Origin of the sequence: Tatumella sp. JGM118, from assembly GCF_018257515.1 — a bacterium.
GTDB classification, from domain to species: domain Bacteria; phylum Pseudomonadota; class Gammaproteobacteria; order Enterobacterales; family Enterobacteriaceae; genus Tatumella; species Tatumella terrea.
On sequence record NZ_JAERJR010000011.1, the window covers coordinates 51,129 to 76,640 of the forward strand.

Here is a 25,512-nt window from a genome sequence, read left to right on the forward strand (position 1 = left end):
TCGCTATTCGAACAGACTGAAATATTCTTATCGCTAATATTCCTTATAGCTATAACGGCCACGGGCTGTTATAAGAAAATTAACATTTAACCTTCTGTTAACTATTTAGCCGGTTATTTCGGCAATACACTGGCTATAATTTAGCCAGTTGTTAACAGCTATGAAACGGGGGGATTAAAATAATGTGCCACCCCACTTCAGATTACGCATTAAATGTCACTTTTTTATCTGCCGGCAATCGAGCATCACTCCGAATAATACGGCGAGGCAGAGAATGGCCATTCCTGTTTCAAAAATGGGCGCATCCCGAAAGCCGGCGGGTAGCCAATGGAACGCTGACAGCATAAGTGTAGACAGCCAGCCAAAAAGTACCAGGCAACCGGCAAGAAACACCCGGAAAGCCAGGCGATAAGCGGAGGGAAATGCGGTTCGCCGCGGAAAAGAGGTTTGCCGGGTGAGTCCGTTGAGGCTGTGACGGCTGATGAGCAGCAGCAGCAGCCCCGGTACTCCGGCAAAAACGGTAAAGGCATAAAATAACGGCCATCCCCACAGTTCCACCAGCCAGCCGGCGGCCGGCCCCACATAGACCCGGCCTACCGCCGAGAGTGCCGACAGCAAAGCGAACTGGGTGGCTGAAAACGATGCGTTACATAACGCCATCAGCAGGGCGACAAAGGCGGCGGTGCCCATGCCCCCGCACAGGTTTTCGATAAAGACCGCGCTGGCCATGCTCCACAGATGGACCGGCGTGACACTCAGTAGCCAGTAAGCCAGATTGGATACCGTCTGAAAGATACCAAACCACATCAGTGCGCGGAACAGGGTCAGTCGCTGCATCAGCACGCCGCCATACAGCGCCCCGATGATGGTTGCCAGTAACCCGAGCGTTTTATTTACCAGCCCGACATCCCCGGCACTGAACCCCAGACCACGGATCAGAAATGTGGTACTCAGCGCACCCGCAAACGCGTCACCGAGCTTATAAAGGATGATCAGGGTGATCATCAGCCAGGCATTATTGCGACCGAAAAAGTCGAGCAGGGGGGCGACCACGGCCTCACGGAGGGTCAGCGGACGTACCGCCGTGGTCTCCGGCTCTTTTGCCATCAGGGTCCCGAGGATCCCGGGCAGCATCAGCAGAGCCATCAGCCAGTAAGTGGCATGCCAGCCGAGAAAACGATCTGCCAGCCAGAGGGCTAAGCCCCCGGACACCAGCATGGCGAGCCGGTAACCGAGCACCGTAATCGCCGCACCGCTGCCGCGTTGCTCTGCCGGAAGAACATCCGTTTTCCAGGCATCAAAGACGATGTCCTGGGAGGCTGAGCAAAAGGCGACGATCACTGCCAGTAAAGCAAGCCAGGTCAGATGACCGGCAGGCTGAATAAAGCCCATGGCGGCGATGGTGATCATCAGGGCGCATTGCGCCATTAATAACCACCCGCGACGACGGCTCAGTACCGGCGGAGCATAGCGATCCAGAAAGGGAGACCAAAGAAACTTAAAGACGTAGGCCTGTCCGACCAGAGAGAAAATACCGATAGTTTTCAGATCGATATTTTCAACGGTCATCCAGGCCTGAAGAGTACCGGACGTTAAGGCCAGCGGTAAGCCTGACGAAAACCCCAGTAATAGCAGAACAGTAAAGTTACGCTGGCTGAAAATCTTTAAATAGTCTGAACGCATGACACCCTGCTGCATGATGAAAATTCATGCAGCAATCATATCATTCAGCGGGAGTTTTGTTTAATGAAGTCATTGATGCTAGTGTCCTGAGCCATATCAGAAATCACATCACTCATTGTGGCATTGACGGCATTAGTGATCTTTTCGTTCGTGGCATTGAAGGCACCTTCCACACTGTAGGTCTGACGATAGGTTTTGACCTGACGGTTACCATTTTTCGCCGTAGCCGTGATGGAGATGTCCGCATTAGTCGTAATGCTGTAACGCAGGTTCCCCTGGGTGACATTCGCATAGAGTTTGTTGACGACGATCTGCAGGTCAACCGCACCATTCGGGCCAATCATATACCCGCGCGCGGTCATCTGTTTTTCCAGCACTTCCTGCAACAGGAAACGTAAATCACGTGACGGCGTCAGGGTAACCAGCTGGTTATCACGGTTGATCTGCGCCAGCGCCTGGCTGGTACGTTGGTCGGCCCCGTTAACGCTGATAGTCACGCCCATCAGGCTGGGGTCTTGCTGAGGTAATGTCATTTTCGGGGTGACATCAAGGGTATTACTGCTGGTAGCGCAGCCGGCAAGGGCAAAGGCTGCCAGCAGAGGGAAGATTACGCGTTTTAACATACAAATTTTCTCATCACATGATAAAAACAAGATAGCCCGCAACACGGTGTGCCGGCAGAACCCGGGCAGCATACCCGGGAAGGCTGTCAGATGAATCTGTAAAAGCCTCTGGATTTCAGCGGATAACTCATCCATAGTCCGCGGATGTTACCGCTCTATCATGCTTAATCGTCTATTAAATAGCACGTAATTTTTTTGCACAGATAGCGCCGTGATTCTGAAAAACAAACTAGTATTGATAATGAAGGGCAGCGTGCTCGCAAGCCAGGAGTAACAGAGATGATTCGGGGAATAATAGAAGACAAATTACGCAACGAATTTCAGCCTGTCCACCTCGATGTTCAGGATGAAAGCTATCGTCACAACGTGCCTGCCGGTTCAGAAAGCCACTTTAAAGTGGTGATTGTCACTGACCGCTTTGCGGGACAGCGTTTTCTGGCCCGGCATCGCGCAATCTACAGTGTCTTGTCTGAGGAACTGGCAGGCCCGGTCCATGCCCTCGCACTGCATACGTATACCACCGCAGAATGGCAGGGCTTGCAGGATACGGTTCCCGCGTCCCCTGACTGTCGCGGGGCCGGGTTACAGGCATAACCTGTCCCGGGTGACTCTCTCTGTAACGGCCCTGCGGCCGTTTTTTTTTATGAAAAAAATCCAGAGCGGATCAAAAATCAGCGTCAGTGCCCTGATCCACTGCATGTGGCACCTCGACTCATTCCCCCGATGCCGCTATAATGCTGCGTCTATTTTTCCGGAATGTCTTCGGGACGCTTCTGGTAACAGGGAACGGAGTATTCTTCACGGAAGCCGTCCCGGTTGTTAGATAGTGCGTATTCATTAATGCGTGATGTCTGAAGTTGACCGAGCACGTGATTTTTTGAGGTAACAAGATGCAAGTTTCAGTTGAAACCACACAGGGCCTGGGCCGTCGCATTACCATCACAGTCGCTGCTGACAGCATTGAGACTGCGGTGAAGAAAGAACTGATTGATGTAGCGAAGAAAGTCCGCATCGATGGTTTCCGTAAAGGCAAAGTACCTGCCAACATCATCGAACAACGTTACGGTGCTTCCGTGCGTCAGGACGTGCTGGGCGAACTGATGTCCCGCAACTTTATTGATGCGATCATCAAAGAAAAAATTAATCCGGCGGGCGCACCTAAGTATGTCCCGGGTGAGTACAAAGCGGGTGAAGATTTCACTTACGCGGTAGAGTTTGAAGTCTACCCGGAAATCGAACTGCAGGGTCTGGACGCTATCGAGGTTGAAAAACCTCAGGTAGAAGTGAAAGACGAAGATGTCGATACCATGCTGGACACTCTGCGCAAGCAGCAGGCTGACTGGAAAGAAACCAGCGAAGCCGCGGCAGCTGAAGACCGTGTCACTATCGACTTCACAGGTTCGGTTGACGGTGAAGAGTTTGAAGGCGGAAAATCGTCTGACTTCGTACTGGCCATGGGCCAGGGTCGCATGATCCCTGGTTTCGAAGACGGCCTGGTCGGTCACAAAGCCGGTGAAGAATTCACCATCGACGTTAAGTTCCCGGAAGATTACCACGCCGAGAACCTGAAAGGTAAAGACGCGAAGTTTGCGATTGTTCTGAAAAAAGTAGAACAGCGCGAACTGCCGGAATTCACCGAAGAGTTCGTGAAACGTTTCGGTGTGGCTGACGGATCGGTTGCCGGTCTGCGTACCGAAGTTCGTAAGAACATGGAACGTGAACTGAAAAATGCCGTACGTAACAACATCAAAACCCAGACTATCGATGGCCTGATCAAAGCCAATGACATCGATGTTCCGGCTGCGCTGATCGACAGCGAAATTGATGTTCTGCGTCGCCAGGCGGCACAGCGTTTTGGTGGTAACGAAGCGCAGGCGCTGGAATTACCGCGTGAACTGTTCGAAGAGCAGGCAAAACGTCGCGTTGTTGTTGGCTTACTGCTGGGCGAAGTTATCCGCACCAGCGAACTGAAAGCTGACGAAGAGCGTGTTAAAGGCCTGATCGAAGAAATGGCTTCAGCGTATGAAGATCCACAGGAAGTGATCGAGTTCTACGGCAAAAATAAAGAGCTGATGGACAACATGCGTAATGTTGCTCTGGAAGAGCAGGCGGTAGACGTTCTGCTGGAAAAAGCGAAAGTCACCGAAAAAGCGGCCAGCTTCCAGGACTTGATGAACCAGGCTCAGACAGCATAAGTGGTGTCTGAAGTGTACTGAATGAAGCCCGTGAGCCAGATGGTCACGGGCTTTTTTACTTATACAGCGAGCTTCCCGCAGGCAGGCATACTTTTTCTTTATATTTCCATCATCTACTGGCAGATTATCGGCCAGACTCATGCATAATCTTCGCGAATCCTCAAAAGATTGTTATGCTTGAATTACTGGCAGTTATCCCCACATATGAGGGAGTGTGAGAAGAAACTGGCTGATTAACCGTCCTGACGTTGTCGGAAGGAGGCAGGCTTCGTGGGAATCGTAGCTTTCCTAACGTAAAATCGGTACAGAGTGTTACCAACGAACTTTATTCAGGAGACGGTTATGTCATACAGTGGCGAACGTGAAATGACAGCATCACAGATGGCCCTGGTGCCAATGGTGGTTGAGCAGACCTCGCGCGGTGAGCGGTCATACGACATTTTTTCCCGCTTACTTAAAGAGCGAGTGATTTTCCTGACCGGCCAGGTGGAAGACCACATGGCTAACCTGATTGTGGCGCAGATGCTTTTTCTGGAAGCTGAAAATCCTGAGAAAGATATCTACCTGTACATCAACTCACCCGGGGGCGTGATCACCGCAGGGATGTCAATTTATGACACCATGCAGTTTATCAAGCCTGATGTGAGCACCATTTGTATGGGGCAGGCATGTTCAATGGGGGCATTCCTGTTGACGGCGGGGGCAGAAGGGAAACGTTTCTGTCTGCCAAATTCACGTGTCATGATCCACCAGCCGTTAGGCGGATTCCAGGGACAGGCATCGGACATCGAAATCCATGCCCGTGAAATCCTGAAAGTGAAACAGCGCATGAATGAATTGATGGCGAAACATACCGGCAAACCGCTGGAACAGATCATTGATGATACAGAGCGTGACCGTTTCCTCTCAGCCTCAGAAGCGGTAGAGTATGGGCTGGTCGACTCAATTCTGACGCAACGTAAATAAAACTTTTTGCTACACTGCACTCAATGTCAGACGTGCAGTCTGAAGTAGCCGGAAGTGTTTTGCCGGGTGTCGCTCGCCTGACCCTGGGTCCTGGCGGGCAGCCGAAACTATAAAGAGGTTAACTGATGACAGAGAAGCGCAAAGACGGTTCAGGTAAGTTGCTGTACTGCTCTTTTTGCGGCAAGAGCCAGCATGAAGTGCGTAAACTGATTGCCGGACCGTCAGTGTATATCTGTGATGAATGCGTCGATTTATGCAACGACATTATCCGCGAGGAAATCAAAGAAGTTGCACCGCATCGTGAACGTAGTGCCCTGCCTACGCCGCGCGAAATACGCGTTCATCTCGATGATTACGTGATTGGCCAGGAAAAAGCCAAGAAAGTTCTGTCAGTAGCGGTATATAACCACTACAAGCGTCTGCGCAATGGTGATACCAGCAATGGCGTTGAACTGGGCAAGAGTAACATTCTGCTGATTGGTCCGACCGGTAGCGGTAAAACCTTACTGGCCGAAACCCTGGCGCGTTTACTGGATGTGCCTTTCACCATGGCCGATGCCACCACCCTGACCGAAGCCGGTTATGTGGGTGAGGATGTGGAAAACATTATCCAGAAACTGCTGCAGAAATGTGATTATGATGTGCAGAAAGCACAACGCGGTATCGTCTACATCGACGAAATTGACAAAATTTCCCGTAAATCGGATAACCCGTCAATCACCCGTGATGTCTCCGGTGAAGGGGTTCAGCAGGCTTTACTGAAACTGATCGAAGGGACAGTCGCTGCCGTTCCGCCTCAGGGAGGACGTAAACATCCGCAGCAGGAATTTTTACAGGTCGATACCTCTAAAATCCTGTTTATCTGTGGCGGTGCGTTCGCCGGACTGGATAAAGTGATTGCTCAGCGTGTCGAAACCGGCTCCGGTATCGGGTTTGGCGCCACGGTCAAAGATAAGTCTCAGAAAGCAACTGAAGGTGAATTACTGTCCCAGGTTGAACCTGAAGACTTAATTAAATTCGGTCTGATCCCTGAGTTTATCGGTCGTCTGCCGGTGGTTGCGACGCTGAATGAACTGAGTGAAGAAGCGCTGATCCAGATCCTGCGTGAGCCGAAAAATGCCCTGACCAAGCAGTATCAGGCATTATTCAGCCTCGAGGGTGCAGAGCTTGAGTTCCGCGATGAAGCACTGACGGCGATTGCCAAAAAAGCCATGGCCCGTAAAACCGGTGCCCGTGGTCTGCGCTCAATCGTGGAAGCCGCTTTACTGGATACCATGTACGATTTACCGTCCATGGAAGGGATTGAAAAAGTCGTCATTGATGATTCAGTCATTGAAGGCAAATCCGAACCTATGCTGATCTACAGCACGCAGGAAGCACAGGCTTCTGGCGAATAATTCAGCAATTCCGGCAGTCCGGTAACGAATGAAAGGGGAAAATTGCTTCCCCTTTCATTTTTCTCGCATTTATGACATTGAATGTCGTGTCAACATCCCCATATACTCAATTATCTTTGGGCCTTTAGCACCCTGGTCAGACGAATGGGGTGGCAGCCTGTTACCTGGCGGAAATTAACTAAGAGAGAGCTCTATGACTTCTGAGCGTTCCGAACGCATTGAAATCCCCGTATTGCCATTACGCGATGTGGTGGTTTATCCGCACATGGTTATTCCGTTGTTTGTTGGGCGCGAGAAATCGATACGCTGTCTGGAAGCAGCGATGGACAACGATAAAAAGATCCTGCTGGTGGCTCAGAAAGAAGCCTCGACAGATGAACCCGGCGTCGGTGATCTTTTTTCAGTCGGTACTGTTGCTTCTGTCCTGCAAATGCTGAAACTTCCTGATGGTACGGTCAAGGTACTGGTTGAAGGGTTACAGCGTGCACATATCGACACCCTCGCCGATGACGGTGACCATTTTGTAGCCCGTGCAGACTATCTGGCGTCTGCAGAGATTGAAGAACGTGAGCAGGAAGTCCTGGTCCGTACCGCAGTCAATCAGTTTGAAGGCTACATAAAACTGAATAAGAAGATCCCACCGGAAGTGCTGACATCGCTGAACAATATCGATGATGCGGCGCGTCTGGCGGATACCATTGCAGCGCATATGCCGCTGAAACTGGCAGATAAACAGTCTGTGCTTGAGATGACTGACATCACAGAGCGCCTCGAATACCTGATGGCGATGATGGAGTCTGAAATTGACCTGCTGCAGGTCGAAAAACGCATCCGTAACCGCGTCAAGAAACAGATGGAAAAAAGCCAGCGCGAGTACTATCTGAACGAGCAGATGAAGGCGATTCAGAAAGAACTCGGCGAGATGGACGACGCTCCTGACGAATTTGAAGCACTGCAGCGTAAAATTGATGCGGCCAGAATGCCGAAAGAGGCAAAAGAAAAAACCGAAGCTGAGCTGCAGAAACTGAAAATGATGTCACCGATGTCTGCAGAAGCGACAGTGGTGCGTGGTTATATCGACTGGATGGTTCAGGTGCCCTGGACCGGCCGAAGCAAGGTCAAAAAAGACCTGCGTAAGGCGCAGGAGACGCTGGATACCGACCACTACGGTCTTGAGCGTGTGAAGGATCGTATCCTTGAGTATTTAGCGGTCCAGAGCCGTGTGAATAAAATCAAGGGGCCTATCCTCTGTCTGGTAGGGCCTCCGGGGGTCGGTAAGACCTCACTGGGACAGTCCATTGCTAAAGCGACCGGTCGTAAATATGTGCGTATGGCACTGGGCGGCGTTCGTGATGAAGCAGAAATCCGTGGACACCGCCGGACGTACATTGGCTCAATGCCTGGCAAACTCATCCAGAAAATGGCGAAAGTCGGGGTGAAAAACCCGCTGTTCCTGCTGGATGAAATTGACAAAATGTCGTCTGATATGCGTGGCGACCCGGCCTCTGCGTTGCTGGAAGTGCTGGACCCGGAACAGAATATCGCCTTTAACGATCACTACCTGGAAGTGGATTATGACCTGTCCGACGTGATGTTTGTCGCGACCTCAAACTCCATGAACATCCCGGCACCGCTGCTGGACCGTATGGAAGTGATCCGTCTGTCCGGTTATACCGAAGACGAAAAGCTGAATATTGCTAAGCGTCACCTGTTACCGAAACAGATTGAGCGTAATGCACTGAAGCCGAAAGAAATTACGGTGGAAGACAGTGCGCTGATGGGCATCATCCGCTATTACACCCGTGAAGCCGGTGTGCGTAGCCTGGAACGTGAGCTGTCTAAACTGTGTCGTAAAGCAGTGAAAGCATTGTTACTGGATAAAAACCAGAAACACATCACCATCAACAGCGAAAACCTGAAGGATTTCCTCGGGGTACAACGCTTTGATTACGGACGTGCCGACGAAGAAAACCGTATCGGTCAGGTCACCGGTCTGGCATGGACCGAAGTCGGCGGGGATCTGCTGACCATCGAAACGGCCAGTGTGCCGGGTAAAGGTAAACTGACCTATACCGGTTCTCTGGGCGAGGTGATGCAGGAATCTATCCAGGCGGCGCTGACCGTTGTCCGTGCCCGGGCCGATTCTCTGGGGATCAGCAGTGACTTCTACGAGAAAAGGGACATTCACGTCCACGTTCCGGAAGGTGCAACCCCGAAAGATGGCCCGAGTGCAGGTATTGCCATGTGTACCGCGCTGGTCTCCAGCCTGACAGGGAACCCGGTGCGTGCCGATGTGGCGATGACCGGAGAAATTACGCTGCGGGGTCAGGTATTACCTATCGGTGGCCTGAAGGAAAAACTGCTGGCAGCGCATCGCGGTGGTATCAAAACCGTCCTGATCCCTGATGAAAACAAGCGAGACCTGGAAGAGATCCCGGATAACGTGATCGCCGACCTGAAAATTCATCCGGTTAAACGTATCGAAGAAGTGCTGAGCCTGGCGCTGGAACGTGCGCCAGAAGGCTTTGAAGTCGTCAGTCATTAGTACGGCTGACGGGGTTCGCTGAGGGCTGAAGATCGCCGGATGACGGCGATCTTCAGCGAATTCCGGTCCGTAAAGGCCGGAAATGAAGATTCGGACTGAATACCGTTGTATCGGGCTGAGATGCTTGCTATAACAAGGCTGTTCTTTACCGGGGCAGTAGCCTGGCGGTGAAGTGAAAAATTAAAAGGGGATGATAGAGTGAATAAATCACAATTGATCGACAAAATTGCTGCAAATGCGGATATCTCCAAGGCAGCGGCTGGACGTGTATTAGATGCCTTTATGGGTGCAGTCACCGATTCACTGAAAGACGGTGATGAAGTTGCTCTGGTCGGTTTCGGGACGTTCTCTGTCCGTGAAAGAGCTGAGCGTACCGGACGTAACCCTCAGACCGGGAAAGAAATCACTATCCCGGCCGGTAAAGTCCCGGGCTTCCGTGCAGGTAAAGCGCTGAAAGACTCTGTTAATTAATAAATTTTAGCAACATGAAAGGAATTTCTTTCATGCATTGAGGACTGTGCAGACGTTCTCATGTAACATACAGGCACATCATGGTGATGTGCCTTTTTTTTATGCCGGATACCGGTAAAATCAGATCCGGCGGCTGCATCACCAGAAAACGATGAAAAACTGCTGACACCTCGGTCGGCTGGTTTTTGAGTTGAACGGCGACGGTAAAGCGTCATATTTACACTACAGCGGAGTGTTGCCATACCATGATGGACAATTTACGCACGGCCTCTAGCCACATCGTGCTGAAGATTATACTGGGACTGATCATTGTTTCATTCGTGCTGACCGGCGTGGGTAACTATTTGATTGGTGGTAATAGCGATTACGCTGCAAAAGTTAATGGCACGACGATTAGCAGGGCAGAGCTTGAAAATGCGTTCAACAATGAGCGTAGCCGCGAGCAGCAACAGCTGGGGGCGCAATTCTCTCAACTGGCCGCTAACCCGCAATTTATGCAGCAGATGCGTCAGCAGGCAATGTCTGACCTGATCGATCAGACGCTGATGCAACAGTATGTCAAGTCATTGAATCTTGATGTCAGTGACGCGCAGATCAAAGAAGCTATCTTTGCTCAGAAAGCGTTCCAGACTGACGGCCGGTTTGATAATGCCCGTTTTAATGGTCTGATTAACAACATGGGGTATACCGCGGATCAGTACGCCGCTGCGCTGCGTAAAAGCCTGGTAACCAGTCAGATTGTCAATGCGGTGACCAACACCGACTTTGTGCTGAAGAATGAAAGCAGCCAGTTAGTCAGCCTGATAGCGCAGACCCGCAGCGTCCGCGAAGCGGCGTTCAATACGGATGCACTGGCGGCGAAACAGACGGCCTCTGATGATGAAATCAGCAGCTATTATCAGCAGCATAAAGACAGCTTTATGACTCCGGAACAATTCCGCGTCAGCTATATTGAACTGGATGCTTCGGCACTGCAAAAAACGCCGACTCAGCAACAGGTTCAGGCATGGTATGACAGCCATAAGAGCGACTATACCCAGCAACAACAGACCCGTTTCAGTGTCATCCAGGTGAAAACCGGGGCCGAGGCTCAGGCTATTCTGGCACAACTGAAGCAGGGGGCAGATTTTGCGACCCTCGCGAAAGAAAAGTCTGTCGATGCCATTTCTGCTCGTAAAGGCGGAGATATGGGCTGGCTGGAACAGGACACTCTGCCGGATGAGCTGAAAAATGCCGGCCTGACGCAAAAAGGTCAGTTGTCGGGCGTGATCAAAAGTTCGGTCGGTTACCTGATTGCCCGTCTGGATGATATTCATCCGCAGCAGGTTCAGCCACTGTCTGCGGTTTATAACACCGTAGCGCAGCAGGCCGCACAGGATGCGGCGGTCAGCGAGTTCTATAAGTTACAGCAGAAAGTGAGTGATGCCGCGAGCAATAACAATACCTCACTGGCCGGTGCAGAAAGCGCAGCCGGGGTGAAATCTGTTGAAACTGACTGGTTCAGCCGTGACTCAGTGCCGGCGGCACTGAACTTTGATCCGGTGAAGCAGGTACTGTTCGGCGGTACGCTGCTCGGCAGCAACGGTTCTGTGGGCAGCAACTCTGACATTATCAGTGTCGATGGCGACAGAGCTTTCGTGGTCCGTATTTCAGAGCACAAACCTGAAGCGGTGAAACCGCTGGATCAGGTGAAGGCTCAGATTGCCGACCGTATTAAGCATGATAAAGCGATGCAGCTGGCCCGCACACAGGCCGCGTCGGTTATCGATGAACTGAAAGCCGGTAAAACCACCGCCTTTGATGCTGCCGGACTGAAATTCGGCGAAGCTGAGACGCTGAGCCGTAATAGCCAGAGTTCGCTGACGTCCACAGCCTTTGCATTGCCGGAGCCGGCAGCAGGTAAATCCTCTTACGGCATCAGTGAGGATATGCTGGGGAATGTGGTTATCCTGTCTCTGGATAAAGTGATCCCCGGGACTTTACCGGCAGCGCAGGTCACTCAACTGGTTAACGGTGTGAGCCAGAATAATGCGCAGCTGGTCTTTGCCGCGCTGTTACAGAACCTGCGTCATGATGCGAAAATTAAGATCGGTGCGGCGGCACAATCCGAGTAACTGACCGCATAAAATAATGTCACTCTGTAACCCGAAAGGCTGCTTCTTGCAGCCTTTCGTTTTTTTATCTGTGGCACTCTGTCGCGGCCCGGAGAGCTCTGTCATCGTATGGCTGAATTTTCATCTATGGAGAGCCATGACTATGTTAAAGGAACAACGACGCTTCCGGATTTTTTCATTATGTTTGGCCCTGGCGGCCTGCAGTTTTCAGTCTCCTGCCACCCCTTCCGCGACAGTGGCTGGCAGCCCCGCACCGGTGGCGGAGGAACAGGCCGGTCCCGGAAAAGTCAGTATTAATCAGGCCACGGCAGAAATGCTGGCAGAGGCCATGAACGGGGTCGGATTAAAGAAAGCCCGGTCGATAGTGGAATATCGCGAGCAGTACGGGCCTTTTACCTCGGTAGAGCAGTTGGCAGAGGTTCCGGGGATGGGCACTAGCCTGGTCGAACGGAATGTCAGCCGGCTGACACTCTGACCCGGGCGTGCTTTGCCGCGTGACCGGTTTGCGGCTCAGCCAGGGGCAAAGAGACGGCAGCACAGACCAGAGACGGGAAAACCGCAGGAGTACAGCGCAGCAGGGGGGCACAGCATACCGAACGACTGCAGATGAGTCAGCTGCGTCCGTAGCGGGGAGTCTGAAAGTACAGGGGCAGCTCTGAATGTGCTCCCCTGTGCATCAGAACGGCTATTGCAGACCGGTTTTTTGCTTCATCGCATCCATCACGGCATGCGGGTTTTGCTGGTAATCGTCCAGCCCTCTGGCCCTGAGGTGACAGGCCGCACATTCACCGCAGCCATCGCCCTGGATACCGTTATAACAGGTCAGTGTCGCAGTACGCACCAGCGGCAATTGTTTCCAGTAATCGGCCAGGGCCCAGGTTTCTGCCTTATTCAGCCACATCAGGGGCGTTTCGAAACGCACATTACGGGCCATACCCAGTTCAACGGCATGGTTCAGTGCTTTGACGAAATCGTTTCTGCAGTCCGGATAGCCGGAGAAGTCGGTTTCACACACCCCGGTGATGACGGCCTCTGCATTCACCTGATAGGCATAAATGGACGCGAGGGTCAGAAACAGAATATTCCTGCCTGGTACGAAGGTACTCGGCAGTCCATTGCTGTCCGGGGTATAGGCAGGCACCGGAATATTGTCTCTGGTCAGACTACTGATGGCCAGTTCGTTGAGCAACGTGACATCCAGCACTTTGTGGGCACAGGCGCCCAGTTGCTGACTGAGCTGGCGGGCAACATCAATCTCCTGACGATGGCGTTGACCATAATCAAAAGTGACGCAATGTACCTCATCATACTGATTCAGGGCCTGAATCAGGCAGGTGGTGGAATCCTGCCCGCCACTAAAAACTACTACAGCGCTTTTCATTATCAATATTCCCGTCAAAAATACCGGCCTATGTTACCGCCTGACGGGCAAAAGAACAAAACTGGCGGCACAGAAGGGTGTTTTTAGCAGGGGAGTTGTGACTGAAACCCGCTGATATCCCCGATATTTTCTGCGACCCATGCCGGGTTGTAATAGGTATCCGGGTAGCGCTCGCCGCTGTCGCAGATTAATGTCACCAGCGAGCCACACTCACCGTTGGCTTTCATTTTTTCCGCCACATGTAACAACCCGATGAAATTAGTGCCGGTCGAGGGGCCTACGCGACGACCGAGAATTTTTTCCAGCGCGTACATCCCGGCCAGCGATGCACCGTCAGGAACTTTTAGCATCTCATCGATGACATCCGGCAGGAAAGATGGCTCGACCCGTGGGCGACCGATACCCTCAATCCTGCTGCCCGCTGAGTGGGTCAGTCCGGGATCCCGGTGTTTCCAGTAATCATAAAAGACGGAGTTTTCCGGATCGGTCACCAGAAGGCGGGTAGGGGCACCGCGATAGCGGATGTAACGACCGAGCGTAGCGGAAGTCCCTCCGGTACCGGCACTCATTACCAGAGTATGTGGCACCGGGTAGGGTTCATCCTGCATCTGACGAAAAATACTTTCGGCAATATTATTATTGCTGCGCCAGTCGGTGGCCCGCTCTGCGTAGGTGAACTGATCCATATAATGCCCCTGTTGTTCGCGGGCCAGCTGTGCAGACTGCTGATAGATTTCAGACGAGGTTGCCACGAAGTGACACTGACCGCCATAGAACCTGATCTGTTCTGTTTTACGCCGGGCTGTACTGGCGGGCATCACAGCGATAAAGGGTAACCCCAGCAGACGGGAAAAATAGGCTTCAGAAACGGCTGTACTCCCGGAAGAAGCTTCGATGACCGGGGTATGCTGATTGATCCAGCCATTGCTCAGGCCATAGAGGAAGAGGGAACGTGCCAGCCGGTGCTTCAGACTACCACTGGGATGGGTGCTCTCATCTTTCAGGTAGAAATGAATTCCCGGATACTCTTTCAGGCTAAAGCGGATCAGGTGTGTATCGGCAGAGCGCCGGAAGTCAGCATTAAGTTCGTTAACAGCATCGCGTACCCAGGTATCAGCCATGGTTTTATCTCCGGAAATAAAAAAATAGCATAAAGCACCCTGCGGAAAAAAAGGTCACTAAATACGGTTTAAAATGGCAGAATAAGAGAAAGATATTCTCCATGGGGGCGTTATGATAGATAAAACTGACCGAAAGCTGCTCGCTCTGTTACAGGAGGACAGTACATTGTCCCTTCAGGAACTGGCCATGGCGGTTAACCTGACCTCAACGCCCTGCTGGAAGCGGCTGAAAAAACTGGAAGATAATGGCATTATACGCCGCCGTGTCACCCTGCTGGATGGTGAAAAGCTGGGGCTGGGACTGACCGCCTTTATGTTTGTAAAAACCCGACAACACAGTAAAGCGTGGTATCAGATCTTTTCGGACCTGATCAACGGATTACCGGAAGTGATGGGGTGCTACCGGATGGCGGGGGAGTATGATTATCTGCTGCGTATTCAGGTTGCTGACATGAAAAGTTATGATGCTTTGTATAAAAAGCTGGCCGAAAGCCTTGATGGTCTGACCGAAGTCACCTCCAGTTTTGCGATGGAAGAAATTAAATATACCACGGCCATTCCGCTCAGCGTTTAAAACGCGACATCATGAGATCTCTTTGTGCAGTTATTTAGCTACTTACGTGAGTATTTCTCTTCAGAATGGCGGCGCTACTCAGGCGCGGTCAGTTTGCTGATTATTATTTCTCTGATGCAGTTAGTCCCGCCCCGGCTGGTCGGTATTATTGTCGATGGGGTGACTCACCATAGTCTGGGAACCCGCCAGCTGACGGGCTGGATCTCGCTTATCTTAATCACCGCACTACTGACCTATCTGCTGCGGTATGTCTGGCGGATCCTTCTGTTCGGTGCATCTTACCGGCTGGCGCTGGTACTGCGGGAAAAATACTATCGCCAGCTCAGCCAGCAGAGTCAGGTATTCTACAGTCAGTACCGGACCGGGGACCTGCTCGCCCGGGCCACTAACGATGTGGACCGGGTGGTTTTTGCTGCCGGAGAAGGGGTACTGACGCTGATCGATTCGCTGGTCATGGGGCTGGCGGTACTGGTGGTGATGAGCACACAAATCAGCTGGCAGCTCACCCTGGCGGCACTGCTCCCGATGCCGTTAATGGCATGGGTCATTAATCGTTGTGGTAAAAAATTACATCAGCGTTTCCGCGCCGCACAGGCCGCATTCTCGTCCCTGAACGATCAGGCGCAGGAAAGTCTGACCAGTATCCGTATGATCAAAGCTTTCGGGCTGGAATATCACCGGTCAGCACAGTTTGCTGAGACCACGGCACAGACCAGCAGGGACAACCTTCACGTTTCAAAGGTCGATGCTCTGTTTGAGCCAACGATCTATCTGGCTATCGCCTGTTCTAACTTTCTGGCCATTGCCGGAGGCGGCTGGATGGTCTGGCATCATCAGCTGACGCTGGGACAGCTCACCAGTTTTGTTATGTATCTGGGCCTGATGATTTGGCCGATGCTGGCGCTGGCCTGGATGTTCAATATCGTTGAACGGGGGAGTGCGGCGTGGACACGTATTTCTGCGTTGCTGTCGCTGCCACCCACGTTACCCGATGGGGATCAGCCGCTGCCGGAAACACGCGGAGAACTGGTGGCAGAGATCACCCGTTTTAGCTATCCCGGCACGGAGACCGACATTCTGCACGGGGTCCGTTTCCGGTTACCCCCGGGGGGAATGCTGGGGATTTGCGGGCCGACAGGCAGCGGGAAAACCACCTTACTTTCGCTGATTCAGCGGCATTATGATCTGAGTGAAGGGCGCATTGACTATCACGGCTATCCGCTGCCGGCATTATTGCTGGATGGCTGGCGTCAGCGCCTGGCGGTGGTTAATCAGACACCGTTTCTGTTTTCAGACACGATTGCGAACAATATTGCGCTGGGAGATCCCGGGGCCAGTCGTGAACGGATAGAGCAGGCGGCGCTGCTGGCCTCTGTCCATGACGATATTTTGCACTTACCTGACGGCTATGACACGCAGGTGGGAGAACGGGGCGTTATGCTTTCCGGCGGACAAAAACAACGTATTTCTCTGGCCCGGGCGCTGCTGATGAATGCAGAAATCCTGATCCTGGATGATGCGCTCTCCGCCGTGGACGGTGAAACAGAACAACGCATCCTGTCCCGACTGCAGGAATGGCGGGCAGGGAAGACCGTGATCATAACGGCCCACCGTCTTTCTGCGTTACAGGGGGCCGACGAGATCCTGGTACTGCAGCAGGGACGGATCGCCCAGCGAGGAACACCGGCAGTGCTGGCGGAAGACGCCGGATGGTATCGTGAAATGTCGCAATATCAGAAAATTGCTGAATCCCTGTCTCACCGTACCGAACACCCTCAGTCTCAGGAGCATTAAGTGTCGCAGCCAGTCTCTTTTATGAAAACATTAATGCGTCTGCTGTCCTACGGGCGGGACTGGAAAAAGCCACTAACGATGGCAGTGTTTCTGCTGGTGATGGCTTCTGCGGCACAGGTGACCGGGCCTGCTCTGGTCAGCTACTTTATCGATCATTTTATCAGTACCCGGCAATGGCAATGGTTGCCGGTGCTGGCATTGGGGGGCGGCTTTCTGCTGCTGCAAATACTGGCGGCCGTTTTTAATTACCGCCAGTCACTGCTGTTTAACCGGGTCGCTATCGGGGTGGTCCGGAAAATTCGTTGTGAAGTGATGGATGCAGCCCTGCGCCAGCCATTATCGGCTTTTGACACCCGGCCGGTGGGGCAGCTTGTTTCCCGGGTCACCAATGACAGTGAAGTGGTCAGAGATTTATATATTTCTGTGGTCGGCAGTGTATTGCGTAGCGGGGTCCTGATCATCTCCATGCTGGTGGCGATGTTTATTCTGGACTGGCGAATGGCGCTGATTGCCGCCGGTATTTTTCCGCTGGTGATCGCCGTAATGATTATCTACCAGCGTTACAGTACCGGTATCGCCCGTCAGGTGCGAACCTTCCTGGCGGATATTAATAACAGCCTCAATGAGGTGATCAGCGGAATGACGGTGATTCAGCAGTTCCGGCGGCAGAAGTATTTTGCAGAACAGCTCCGTCAGCATAACGAAAACCACTATCAGGCGCGGATGAAAATTCTGCGACTGGATGCTTTCTTACTGCGCCCGTTATTAAATCTGTTTTCGGCGATTATTTTGTCTCTGCTGGTACTGCTATTTAGCTTGTCGGCCCCCGGACATTTTGAAGTGGGTGTCCTGTATGCGTTTATCGCCTATCTGGGACGTATCGAAGAACCCTTAATAGAACTGACTACCCGGCAATCATTATTACAGCAGGCGGTCGTCTCGGCCGAGCGGATCTTTGAACTGATGGATGCGCCGGCCCAGCAATATGGTCCGGACCACCGGGCGCTGAAAACCGGGGCTCTGACCATCAATAATCTTTCCTTTGCGTATAAGCCTGGTCAGCCGGTGCTGAAAAATATTCACTGCCGGTTATCTTCCGGGGGATTCCTGGCTCTGGTCGGACATACGGGGAGTGGAAAAAGCACGCTGGCCGGTTTGCTGATGGGCTATTACCCCATTGCAGAGGGAGAAATTACGCTCGATGGCCGGAAGATTTCGCAGTTAAGCCATGCTGTACTGCGTAAAGGGATTGGTATGGTGCAGCAGGATCCGTTGATCCTGGCCGATACATTACTGGAAAATATTTGTCTGGGCAGAGAGATTAGTGCGTCGAAAGTCATGGCCGCGCTGGAGCAGGTCAAACTGATGGAATGGTTTCAGTCTCTGCCTGAAGGGCTTCATACCCGAATGGGAGAGCAGGGGAAAAGCCTGTCCGCCGGACAAAAACAACTGCTGGCACTGGCCCGCATCCTGGTCGATATCCCGGTATTATTAATTCTGGACGAGGCAACGGCCAGTATCGATTCCGGGACAGAACAAGCGATTCAGCAGGTGCTGAACCAGATACGTAAGAATACCACCCTGGTGGTTATCGCTCACCGGTTATCGACCATCACGGCGGCGGATACGATTCTGGTTCTGGAAAGAGGGGAGGTTATCGAGCAGGGAACACATCAGCAACTACTGGACCACCGTGGCCGCTATCGACAGATGTATCAGTTACAACAGGCCGGTAATGAGCTATCACATCGCACTGCAGACTTTCCCGCTTCCGGCAATGCACTCAATTAGTACATTTTAATCAGACTGTTCTGATGAATGCACCACAATAGTGCCGCCGGCATTATCGTGGTGCATCAGGCCTGAATTTTTTTATTCCCGCCATCCTCTCAGTTCTGAAAATCCGTTAACAGCCCGCTATCGTCGCATATCAGAAAAATAATTCATGAAATTAAACAGATGGCATGCCATTTGCTTAAGATAGTCCAGGTTCAATGTAACTGATAATTTCAATACCCGGAGGGAGTGATATGAAGCTGGTAACCGTGGTGATTAAGCCATTTAAGTTAGAAGACGTGCGTGAAGCATTATCTTCCGTAGGTATCCAGGGCCTGACCGTCACTGAGGTGAAAGGCTTCGGTCGCCAGAAAGGGCACGCCGAACTTTATCGCGGTGCGGAATATAGTGTGAATTTTTTACCTAAAGTAAAAATTGATATTGCTATTGCCGAAGATCAGCTTGATGAAGTTATTGATATTATTAGTAAAGCTGCTTACACCGGTAAGATTGGTGATGGGAAAATTTTCGTGTCTGAACTGCAGCGGGTCATTCGTATCCGTACCGGTGAAACAGACGAAGCTGCGCTTTAATTTAGCCGTTGATTGTTGAGGTAGGGAAAAAATGAATAAACTTCTGACAAAACTGGCCTTAGCCGGAGCGGCTCTTTCGCCTTCACTGGCGTTTGCTGCACCTGCAGTGGCAGACCAGGCAGATAATGCATTTATGATGATTTGTACCGCACTGGTGTTATTTATGTCAGTGCCAGGTATTGCGCTCTTTTATGGCGGTCTTATCCGCGGCAAAAACGTCCTTTCCATGATGACCCAGGTCGCGGTAACGTTCTCTCTGGTCTGTGTTATCTGGGTTATCTACGGTTATTCTCTGACCTTTGCTGAGGGTAACAACTACTTTGGGGGTTTCCAGTGGGTGATGCTGAAAGGGATTGAGCTGAAAGCCGTAATGGGTACGATCTATCAGTACATTCATGTGGCTTTCCAGGCTTCTTTCGCCTGCATCACCGTCGGTCTGGTACTGGGTGGTTTAGCTGAACGTGTACGTTTCTCTGCGGTGCTGATTTTTACCCTGATCTGGGCAACGTTCTCTTATTTCCCAATCGCTCATATGGTCTGGGGCGGTGGGTTACTGGCTCTGGATGGTGCGCTTGATTTCGCAGGCGGTACAGTGGTTCATATCAATGCCGCGGTGGCTGCGCTGGTGGGAGCTTACATGCTGCGTAAACGTGCCGGTTTCGGTAAAGAGGCATTCAAACCACACAATCTGCCGATGGTCTTTATCGGTACGGCGATCCTGTATGTTGGCTGGTTTGGTTTCAACGCCGGTTCGGCGGCATCGGCTAACGAAATCGCCGCTCTGGCATTCCTGAATACGGTGGTTGCTACCGCGGGCGCTGTTCTGACCTGGGTATTCGGTGAGTGGATCCTGCGTGGTAAACCTTCACTGCTGGGTGCAAGCTCAGGATTCATCGCAGGTCTGGTCGCAATCACTCCGGCGTGTGGTTATGTCGGTGTTGGTGGCGCGCTGATCATCGGTCTGGCGGCGGGTCTGGCAGGTCTGTGGGGTGTGACCTCTCTGAAACGTTTCCTGCGTGTTGATGACCCGTGTGACGTGTTCGGTGTTCACGGTGTGTGCGGGATCCTGGGCTGTATCCTGACCGGTGTCTTCGCCTCTTCTTCACTGGGTGGTGTCGGCTATGCTGCCGGAGTTACGATGGGCCATCAGATCTGGGTTCAGCTGCTGAGCTGCCTGGTCACTCTGGTCTGGTCAGGTGTGGTTGCCTTTATTGCCTTTAAAGTGGCTGACCTGATTGTCGGACTGCGTGTTCCTGAAGATCAGGAGCGTGAAGGTCTGGATGTGAATAGTCACGGCGAAAATGCTTACAACCAGTAAGTGAGTCTTCATCCCGGGCGATGACCCGGGAAGTAAAAAGGGCGATAGATTATCGCCTTTTTTTTTGGGCGGGATCCGGCGTCGGCTCCCCTCATCCCCTTAACGGCATTGTGAGTCGCGCGATATCACTTTCCAGCCATACCCCACTGCCGTGCAGATCACTCCCGCACCCGGTGCCGGGAAACACGTTAATTCCCTATCACCGCCTCAGACCTCCCTTTATCCGCCATCATTCTTCACCCGTTTGCAGCAGCATTATCTCCGGCATGCGGGTAAGCGTACGATGAGGGCTGATATCAGGGTATGCCAGAGCGCCGGGGAAGCGCCGGCATCAGTTGCCGACCGGCTGCTCAGGTTTCATAGTGGGCATCTGCCGTTCCTTTGATGGGGGGGAACCATCGCTCTGTAAGCGGTTGAATATTCAGTTGCTGTCGTGGCGGAAACCGCCGCAGCAAAATAACCAGGATTATTCCTATTATCCGGTCGTATCCGGGTTTTGCCCCCTGTCTGCAGGAATAAATTATATTTTCTGCCAAAATTATATTCAGTGGTAACGAATATGCAGAACTGGCTTACTATAGACTTCCGTTGTTCATTTTGTTCATAAGGAGACGACATCAATGAAATCAATGCATATTATTACAGGGTTAGCCGTGGCTCTGACTGTGACGGCCTGTGCTGACAGGACGGATTTACCAGCACCGGCACCGGTGATCAGCGCCACCAGTAACCAGCCGGTGATCTCCGGAGCGGTATATGTACGTCAACGTATCGCTCTGCCGCCAGGTGCGGTTCTGACCGTGACCCTGTCTGATGCTTCCGGGGGAACCGGGCCGACCAAAGTGATCGCGCAGAAAGTAACGCGACTCTCCGGTCAGCAGGCGCCTTTCCACTACCGTCTGCCGTTTAATGCCGCCGATGTGAGTTCTCAGGGACAGGTGTTGCTGAGTGCAGCTATCAGTCTGAACGGACGCGTGATTTTCACTGCTGAATCGCTGCAACCGGTCACATCACCGGCGACACAGCGTCAGGATTTAACGCTGGTGGCAGTTCCTGAAGTTGCGGTCCCTGTGGACCAGGTGTCTCCTGGTACGCCATAACCGCTAAACCGTGAGGTCAGGGCGACGAATGCCCTGGCCAGCGGTATTTTTCTAAATCAATTGTCTGCATCGGGGTAAATTCGATATTCTCCGCTTCCAGCGCCTGCTGCTGACGTCTGAAATCTGCTCCCTGCAACGATATTCTGCCTTGCCTGTCGACCACCCGATGCCAGGGCAGGGATGAGCCTTCCGGTAATTTTTTAAGCACACCACCGACCTGACGTGCCGCCCGGGGATTACCTGCCAGGCGAGCAATCTCGCCATAAGTGCTCACCCGGCCATAAGGAATGGCAGCAATGATTAGCCACACTCTTTCCCGAAATGATAATTCTTCAGACATGATAACTTCCGGATAAACTTCAGAGAGGAGGATCATAGCGGGAATGTTCAAGAAAACAACGGTCAGGTTCCACAGACTTGCAATTCATGATGCCATCACTGATAATGCACTCGCTTTGAGAGATCAGAGCTCATCAATGGGGACCCTGTTGGTTCTCCCGCAATGCTAATCTGTGAACCCGGTCAGATCCGGAAGGAAGCAGCCGTAACAGATGACGCATGTGCCGGGATGTCGCTGGCAGGGGCCCCACCCAACGAATTATTCCTGTTTTGCTCCCACTAAAAAATTCCAGCCTGAGTCAGTACTCCCTGATGATTTCTATACAATAATTCCGGATTCACAGATTCACAGATTCACAGATTCATTGGGCAATAACGGATCCTGCGGATCGGTGATGGCATCCGGCCTGACGTACCCGCAAGGGTATCAGCGATGCAGGGGCATTCCATCGACGCAGTCTTCAGAATTGCGGGTTCATCGTCCGGAAGTCAGCCGGATATCATACACCCGCGTGATAAGCGAAAAGCGAATTCAACAGTTTTTTGCCAGGGGAACCGGAACCTTAATAGTAATTATGATTATTAATTCTGGTGAAACTCAGTGACATTAACGAACATATTTCCAGACGGTAGCAGGCACTTTATCGTACAGTTTATTCATAGTCAGCTCCGCAAGACGATGGTCAGCTGCCGAATAAAAAACCACCAGATCTTCATCTGATAATTCATATTTATTTTTTTCGATCACCCGCTCGAGAGTATCGATAGATCGGCAACGCCTCAGACGCATCAGATAATCTGTCTTGGTTAATGGGGTTTGACTCATGATAAAACGACTCCTGGTTAATGTGTGAGACTTTGTCCGTTTTCCTGACAGAGACTCGCTTCAAAAAATAATCTAAATAACTTGCCTGATGAGGCTTCCCAGTAATTAAAGTCCTGCTTATTTACTGTGTAACCACTAAATAATGTAAATGTATCGTCAAGATATTTGTCTACCTGTGAAATCAGTAGTTCATCTTCACTATGTTTTAATTTATAAATAATACTGACGGCTGCAATATGCTCAATTAAATCATGCAGCTGAAGATTTCCTTCCGATGTCGGGTCATTAATCCAGCACGATTCCTGGACGTTGAGGGTAGCCAGACTTTCATCAAATAAATTTTCACACAAAAATTTAAGCTGTGCTACATCATATCTTTTAGGTGAGTATTCATCCATCTTTTCCACCTCTTATCAGGCTCTGTCGGGAGCCATTCCGCATAAAGAAGATTCGTAATGATTCATTCTGTTCAGAGAGAATAAGGATAGATCAGTAGCAGAGATATTCCTGTGACTAAATCCTGCGCAATATCTTCAGGGTTTTTATCTGCTGAACCACCATAACAATATTAGTTTACTCTGCGGTGTTTGTCTTATTTTACCAGAGTGAATAGGGTTAATCGTTATTTTGATGAAAATTACGTCACGGTTCGCAGGGGATTCAGCAGAAAGAAACTTAATGTATAAACAGTCCGTGCTGAGTATGAACCGGATTTAAGCATATCAGCAAACTAACATCTATCGATTGAATCTATCAATAAAGACTTTTCTTAAAATCATAGTTTAACTGTTTACTGAGTAACTGAGTAACTGAGTAACTGAGTAACTGAGTAACTGAGTAACTGAGTAACTGAGTAACTAATACAGCGAACAGAAATGACCTGCGGCATTCTCAGAAGGAGGCCGGTGGCCCGCAGAGTTCACAACACTGGCTCATAGTTTGCAGCGAAGCCCCGGAATTAGCAATCCTTTCATCGGTGATTTTTGTATGATATTTGGAAACATTTAACCTCTTTATTTTAGCCGGCTTTTTTTCTAACATGTAATGTTATAACGTTTTTTACTCTTTGGTGTTCTATGTATAGCAGCCCACTCCTTCTCTCCGCCTTCAGCCGGCTTATTGTGGCAGGGCTGGTTATCCTGTTTCTTGTGGCTGGTGTCAGCTGGGGAGTGTTGGGATGATACGCTTTTCTGAATGCCGCGCGGGCTATGCCAGGCGGGCGGTAACTCCGACAGTTAACGGCGAAATTTCTGCCGGCACACTGACCGCACTGGTGGGCGTGAATGGCTGCGGTAAATCAACGCTCTTAAAAACCGTTGCGGGACTGTTGCCGGTCGTCAGTGGTCACTGTGAGGTCGCTTTACCGCGGAATAAAATAGGCTGGCTGCCGCAACGCAGTGAACTGGAACGCCAGTTCCCGTTAACGGTGTATGAACTGGTCGCCATGGGCTGCTGGCCCCGGACCGGCTGGTTTCGCAGCATTAACCGGGAACTCAGGCAAGAGATCCATCAGGCGCTGGAAGCTACCGGCATGGCTGCATTTGCGGATGCCAGGCCTGCGATGTTGTCCGGCGGGCAGCTGCAGCGTGTGCTTTTTTCTCGTCTGTTACTGCAGCAAAGTGATTTATGGTTGCTGGATGAGCCTTTCAGCGGTGTCGATCAGCAAACTATCACCTCACTCATGGCATTAATCCATCAGCAGCAGCACACCGGTAAAACAATTGTCGTCGTTCTGCATGATCAGCGGCTCGTGATGCAGAACTTTCGCCATGTGATATCACTGGAAGGTGATAACGCGCACTGGTACCACACGACAGAAACGCAGGAAAAGGCATTAAACCTATGTTGTTAGTTCAGCCATTTATTGAATTTGCCTTTATGCGCAAGGCATTAGTGGCCTGTGTCGCCATTGCTATCAGCGCGACGCCCCTCGGTGTCTTTCTTTCATTACGCCGGATGAGCCTGGTAGGAGATGCTCTTTCTCATGCGGTATTGCCGGGCGCCGCCATGGGATATCTTCTCTCCGGTCTATCGCTGGTGGCGATGGGCATCGGCGGATTAATCGCCGGGTTATCCGTGGCGTTACTTTCCGGGGTTGTCAGCCGGTTCACTCCGCTGAAAGAAGATGCCAGCTTTTCTGGTTTCTATCTGGGGGCGCTTGCCCTCGGGGTAACGCTGATTTCGTTGCGCCGTTCCGGCGTCGATCTGCTGAATGTGCTGTTTGGATCGCTGCTGGCCGTGAATAGTCAGGCGTTAATCATGGTTGCCACAATCTCCGCCGTGAGTCTGGTGGTGCTGGCCCTTATCTATCGGCCGCTGGTAATCGATGCCTTCGATCCCCATTTTCTGCAGATGCAGGGCCGCTGGCATGCGCCGGTCGTCCACGGGATTTTCCTGATTCTGGTGGTGCTGAACCTGGTGGCCGGTTTCCAGATCCTGGGCACATTAATGTCCGTCGGCTTAATGATGTTACCTGCCGCCAGCGCCAGGTTCTGGAGCCGGAGGCTCGAAAAAATATTACTGGTTGCCATTGTGCTGGCCATTTTCTCTGCCTGGTGCGGGCTCTCTGCGTCGTGGTACTGGTCTTTACCTGCCGGTCCTGCGGTTATTCTCTGCGCTACGGTGCTGTTTTTTGTTTCCGTGTGTGCCGGTCCTTGTGGCGGAATTTTCCGTTCCTCCGCCAGCTAATGACAGAA

Annotated in this window: 23 protein-coding genes and 1 other RNA gene; 17 read left to right on the top strand and 7 right to left on the bottom strand. The window is 51.6% G+C overall.

Translation table 11 applies throughout. The features are described from left to right. Positions 1-216: 216 nt before the first annotated feature. Positions 217-1,683, bottom strand: coding sequence for a muropeptide MFS transporter AmpG (ampG, locus tag JK223_RS11330; RefSeq protein WP_212714339.1), 1,467 nt, complete (start codon positions 1,681-1,683; stop codon positions 217-219). A 44-nt stretch (positions 1,684-1,727) separates the two neighbouring features. Beyond that, positions 1,728-2,306 carry a lipoprotein gene (locus JK223_RS11335; RefSeq protein ID WP_212714288.1) on the bottom strand — a complete coding sequence of 193 codons (579 nt, stop codon included), beginning with the start codon at positions 2,304-2,306 and terminating at the stop codon, positions 1,728-1,730. A gap of 279 nt (positions 2,307-2,585) precedes the next feature. On the opposite strand from JK223_RS11335, the gene bolA reads away from it, so the two are divergent. From bolA to JK223_RS11375, 8 genes are all read left to right on the top strand, one after another. Continuing rightward, a complete protein-coding gene (gene bolA, locus JK223_RS11340) occupies positions 2,586-2,900 on the top strand; it encodes a transcriptional regulator BolA (protein WP_212714289.1) in 315 nt (104 codons plus the stop codon). Between the two features lie 296 nt (positions 2,901-3,196). Continuing rightward, positions 3,197-4,501, top strand: coding sequence for a trigger factor (tig, locus tag JK223_RS11345; protein ID WP_212714290.1), 1,305 nt, complete (start codon positions 3,197-3,199; stop codon positions 4,499-4,501). 342 nt (positions 4,502-4,843) lie between these two features. Then, positions 4,844-5,467, top strand: coding sequence for an ATP-dependent Clp endopeptidase proteolytic subunit ClpP (clpP, locus tag JK223_RS11350; protein WP_212714291.1), 624 nt, complete (start codon positions 4,844-4,846; stop codon positions 5,465-5,467). A 125-nt stretch (positions 5,468-5,592) separates the two neighbouring features. Continuing rightward, on the top strand, positions 5,593-6,864 hold the full coding sequence (clpX, locus tag JK223_RS11355; protein WP_212714292.1) for an ATP-dependent protease ATP-binding subunit ClpX: 1,272 nt from the start codon (positions 5,593-5,595) through the stop codon (positions 6,862-6,864). Between the two features lie 193 nt (positions 6,865-7,057). Continuing rightward, complete coding sequence (lon, locus tag JK223_RS11360) at positions 7,058-9,409, top strand: endopeptidase La (protein ID WP_212714293.1); 2,352 nt, start codon at positions 7,058-7,060, stop codon at positions 9,407-9,409. A 198-nt stretch (positions 9,410-9,607) separates the two neighbouring features. Continuing rightward, a complete protein-coding gene (gene hupB / locus JK223_RS11365; protein WP_212714294.1) occupies positions 9,608-9,880 on the top strand; it encodes a nucleoid-associated protein HU-beta in 273 nt (90 codons plus the stop codon). Positions 9,881-10,125: 245 nt separating this feature from the next. Further along, the gene (gene ppiD / locus JK223_RS11370) at positions 10,126-11,994 is read left to right on the top strand and encodes a peptidylprolyl isomerase (RefSeq protein ID WP_212714295.1); all 1,869 of its coding nucleotides are present in this window, start codon (positions 10,126-10,128) and stop codon (positions 11,992-11,994) included. 142 nt (positions 11,995-12,136) lie between these two features. After that, positions 12,137-12,469: a helix-hairpin-helix domain-containing protein gene (locus JK223_RS11375; protein ID WP_212714340.1), complete on the top strand. Its 333-nt coding sequence runs from the start codon at positions 12,137-12,139 to the stop codon at positions 12,467-12,469. A 210-nt stretch (positions 12,470-12,679) separates the two neighbouring features. On the opposite strand, the gene queC is transcribed toward JK223_RS11375, so the two are convergent. Then, complete coding sequence (gene queC, locus JK223_RS11380) at positions 12,680-13,375, bottom strand: 7-cyano-7-deazaguanine synthase QueC (protein ID WP_212714296.1); 696 nt, start codon at positions 13,373-13,375, stop codon at positions 12,680-12,682. Positions 13,376-13,458: 83 nt separating this feature from the next. Further along, positions 13,459-14,496: a PLP-dependent cysteine synthase family protein gene (locus tag JK223_RS11385; RefSeq protein WP_212714297.1), complete on the bottom strand. Its 1,038-nt coding sequence runs from the start codon at positions 14,494-14,496 to the stop codon at positions 13,459-13,461. A gap of 112 nt (positions 14,497-14,608) precedes the next feature. On the opposite strand from JK223_RS11385, the gene JK223_RS11390 reads away from it, so the two are divergent. The 6 genes from JK223_RS11390 (at position 14,609) to JK223_RS11415 (ending at position 21,651) form a co-directional block, all read left to right on the top strand. Then, positions 14,609-15,070 (top strand): Lrp/AsnC family transcriptional regulator, encoded by a 462-nt coding sequence (locus tag JK223_RS11390; RefSeq protein ID WP_212714298.1) that lies wholly within the window; start codon positions 14,609-14,611, stop codon positions 15,068-15,070. A 24-nt stretch (positions 15,071-15,094) separates the two neighbouring features. Beyond that, a complete protein-coding gene (locus JK223_RS11395) occupies positions 15,095-16,864 on the top strand; it encodes a SmdA family multidrug ABC transporter permease/ATP-binding protein (RefSeq protein WP_212714299.1) in 1,770 nt (589 codons plus the stop codon). Further along, positions 16,865-18,655 carry a SmdB family multidrug efflux ABC transporter permease/ATP-binding protein gene (locus JK223_RS11400; protein WP_371813113.1) on the top strand — a complete coding sequence of 597 codons (1,791 nt, stop codon included), beginning with the start codon at positions 16,865-16,867 and terminating at the stop codon, positions 18,653-18,655. A 239-nt stretch (positions 18,656-18,894) separates the two neighbouring features. Further along, on the top strand, positions 18,895-19,233 hold the full coding sequence (gene glnK, locus JK223_RS11405; RefSeq protein WP_025902464.1) for a P-II family nitrogen regulator: 339 nt from the start codon (positions 18,895-18,897) through the stop codon (positions 19,231-19,233). 31 nt (positions 19,234-19,264) lie between these two features. Then, positions 19,265-20,551 (top strand): ammonium transporter AmtB, encoded by a 1,287-nt coding sequence (gene amtB, locus JK223_RS11410; RefSeq protein ID WP_212714300.1) that lies wholly within the window; start codon positions 19,265-19,267, stop codon positions 20,549-20,551. Positions 20,552-21,171: 620 nt separating this feature from the next. Continuing rightward, a complete protein-coding gene (locus JK223_RS11415) occupies positions 21,172-21,651 on the top strand; it encodes a YbaY family lipoprotein (RefSeq protein WP_212714301.1) in 480 nt (159 codons plus the stop codon). A 16-nt stretch (positions 21,652-21,667) separates the two neighbouring features. Here JK223_RS11415 and JK223_RS11420 read toward each other — a convergent pair whose 3' ends face one another. Then, positions 21,668-21,991, bottom strand: a complete 324-nt coding sequence (locus JK223_RS11420; RefSeq protein WP_212714302.1) for an MGMT family protein — start codon at positions 21,989-21,991, stop codon at positions 21,668-21,670. 146 nt (positions 21,992-22,137) lie between these two features. On the opposite strand from JK223_RS11420, the gene ffs reads away from it, so the two are divergent. Then, an RNA gene (ffs, locus tag JK223_RS11425) (signal recognition particle sRNA small type) lies at positions 22,138-22,234 on the top strand. Between the two features lie 363 nt (positions 22,235-22,597). On the opposite strand, the gene JK223_RS11430 is transcribed toward ffs, so the two are convergent. Then, positions 22,598-22,816: an HHA domain-containing protein gene (locus JK223_RS11430; protein ID WP_025902459.1), complete on the bottom strand. Its 219-nt coding sequence runs from the start codon at positions 22,814-22,816 to the stop codon at positions 22,598-22,600. Between the two features lie 17 nt (positions 22,817-22,833). Next, positions 22,834-23,214: an Hha toxicity modulator TomB gene (gene tomB / locus JK223_RS11435; protein ID WP_212714303.1), complete on the bottom strand. Its 381-nt coding sequence runs from the start codon at positions 23,212-23,214 to the stop codon at positions 22,834-22,836. A gap of 779 nt (positions 23,215-23,993) precedes the next feature. Here tomB and JK223_RS11440 point away from each other — a divergent pair. Beyond that, positions 23,994-24,668 (top strand): metal ABC transporter ATP-binding protein, encoded by a 675-nt coding sequence (locus JK223_RS11440; RefSeq protein WP_212714304.1) that lies wholly within the window; start codon positions 23,994-23,996, stop codon positions 24,666-24,668. Further along, the gene (locus JK223_RS11445; protein ID WP_212714305.1) at positions 24,659-25,504 is read left to right on the top strand and encodes a metal ABC transporter permease; all 846 of its coding nucleotides are present in this window, start codon (positions 24,659-24,661) and stop codon (positions 25,502-25,504) included. The genes JK223_RS11440 and JK223_RS11445 overlap by 10 nt, the downstream gene beginning before the upstream one ends. The last annotated feature ends 8 nt before the right edge of the window (positions 25,505-25,512 follow it).

Bases quoted from the DNA above. Each gene is read 5' to 3' on its own strand.
- ampG (WP_212714339.1), bottom strand. From the start codon at position 1,683: ATGCGTTCAGACTATTTAAAGATTTTCAGCCAGCGTAACTTTACTGTT.
- JK223_RS11335 (WP_212714288.1), bottom strand. From the start codon at position 2,306: ATGTTAAAACGCGTAATCTTCCCTCTGCTGGCAGCCTTTGCCCTTGCC.
- bolA (WP_212714289.1), top strand. From the start codon at position 2,586: ATGATTCGGGGAATAATAGAAGACAAATTACGCAACGAATTTCAGCCT.
- tig (WP_212714290.1), top strand. From the start codon at position 3,197: ATGCAAGTTTCAGTTGAAACCACACAGGGCCTGGGCCGTCGCATTACC.
- clpP (WP_212714291.1), top strand. From the start codon at position 4,844: ATGTCATACAGTGGCGAACGTGAAATGACAGCATCACAGATGGCCCTG.
- clpX (WP_212714292.1), top strand. From the start codon at position 5,593: ATGACAGAGAAGCGCAAAGACGGTTCAGGTAAGTTGCTGTACTGCTCT.
- lon (WP_212714293.1), top strand. From the start codon at position 7,058: ATGACTTCTGAGCGTTCCGAACGCATTGAAATCCCCGTATTGCCATTA.
- ppiD (WP_212714295.1), top strand. From the start codon at position 10,126: ATGATGGACAATTTACGCACGGCCTCTAGCCACATCGTGCTGAAGATT.
- JK223_RS11375 (WP_212714340.1), top strand. From the start codon at position 12,137: ATGTTAAAGGAACAACGACGCTTCCGGATTTTTTCATTATGTTTGGCC.
- queC (WP_212714296.1), bottom strand. From the start codon at position 13,375: ATGAAAAGCGCTGTAGTAGTTTTTAGTGGCGGGCAGGATTCCACCACC.
- JK223_RS11385 (WP_212714297.1), bottom strand. From the start codon at position 14,496: ATGGCTGATACCTGGGTACGCGATGCTGTTAACGAACTTAATGCTGAC.
- JK223_RS11390 (WP_212714298.1), top strand. From the start codon at position 14,609: ATGATAGATAAAACTGACCGAAAGCTGCTCGCTCTGTTACAGGAGGAC.
- glnK (WP_025902464.1), top strand. From the start codon at position 18,895: ATGAAGCTGGTAACCGTGGTGATTAAGCCATTTAAGTTAGAAGACGTG.
- amtB (WP_212714300.1), top strand. From the start codon at position 19,265: ATGAATAAACTTCTGACAAAACTGGCCTTAGCCGGAGCGGCTCTTTCG.
- JK223_RS11415 (WP_212714301.1), top strand. From the start codon at position 21,172: ATGAAATCAATGCATATTATTACAGGGTTAGCCGTGGCTCTGACTGTG.
- JK223_RS11420 (WP_212714302.1), bottom strand. From the start codon at position 21,991: ATGTCTGAAGAATTATCATTTCGGGAAAGAGTGTGGCTAATCATTGCT.
- JK223_RS11430 (WP_025902459.1), bottom strand. From the start codon at position 22,816: ATGAGTCAAACCCCATTAACCAAGACAGATTATCTGATGCGTCTGAGG.
- tomB (WP_212714303.1), bottom strand. From the start codon at position 23,214: ATGGATGAATACTCACCTAAAAGATATGATGTAGCACAGCTTAAATTT.
- JK223_RS11440 (WP_212714304.1), top strand. From the start codon at position 23,994: ATGATACGCTTTTCTGAATGCCGCGCGGGCTATGCCAGGCGGGCGGTA.
- JK223_RS11445 (WP_212714305.1), top strand. From the start codon at position 24,659: ATGTTGTTAGTTCAGCCATTTATTGAATTTGCCTTTATGCGCAAGGCA.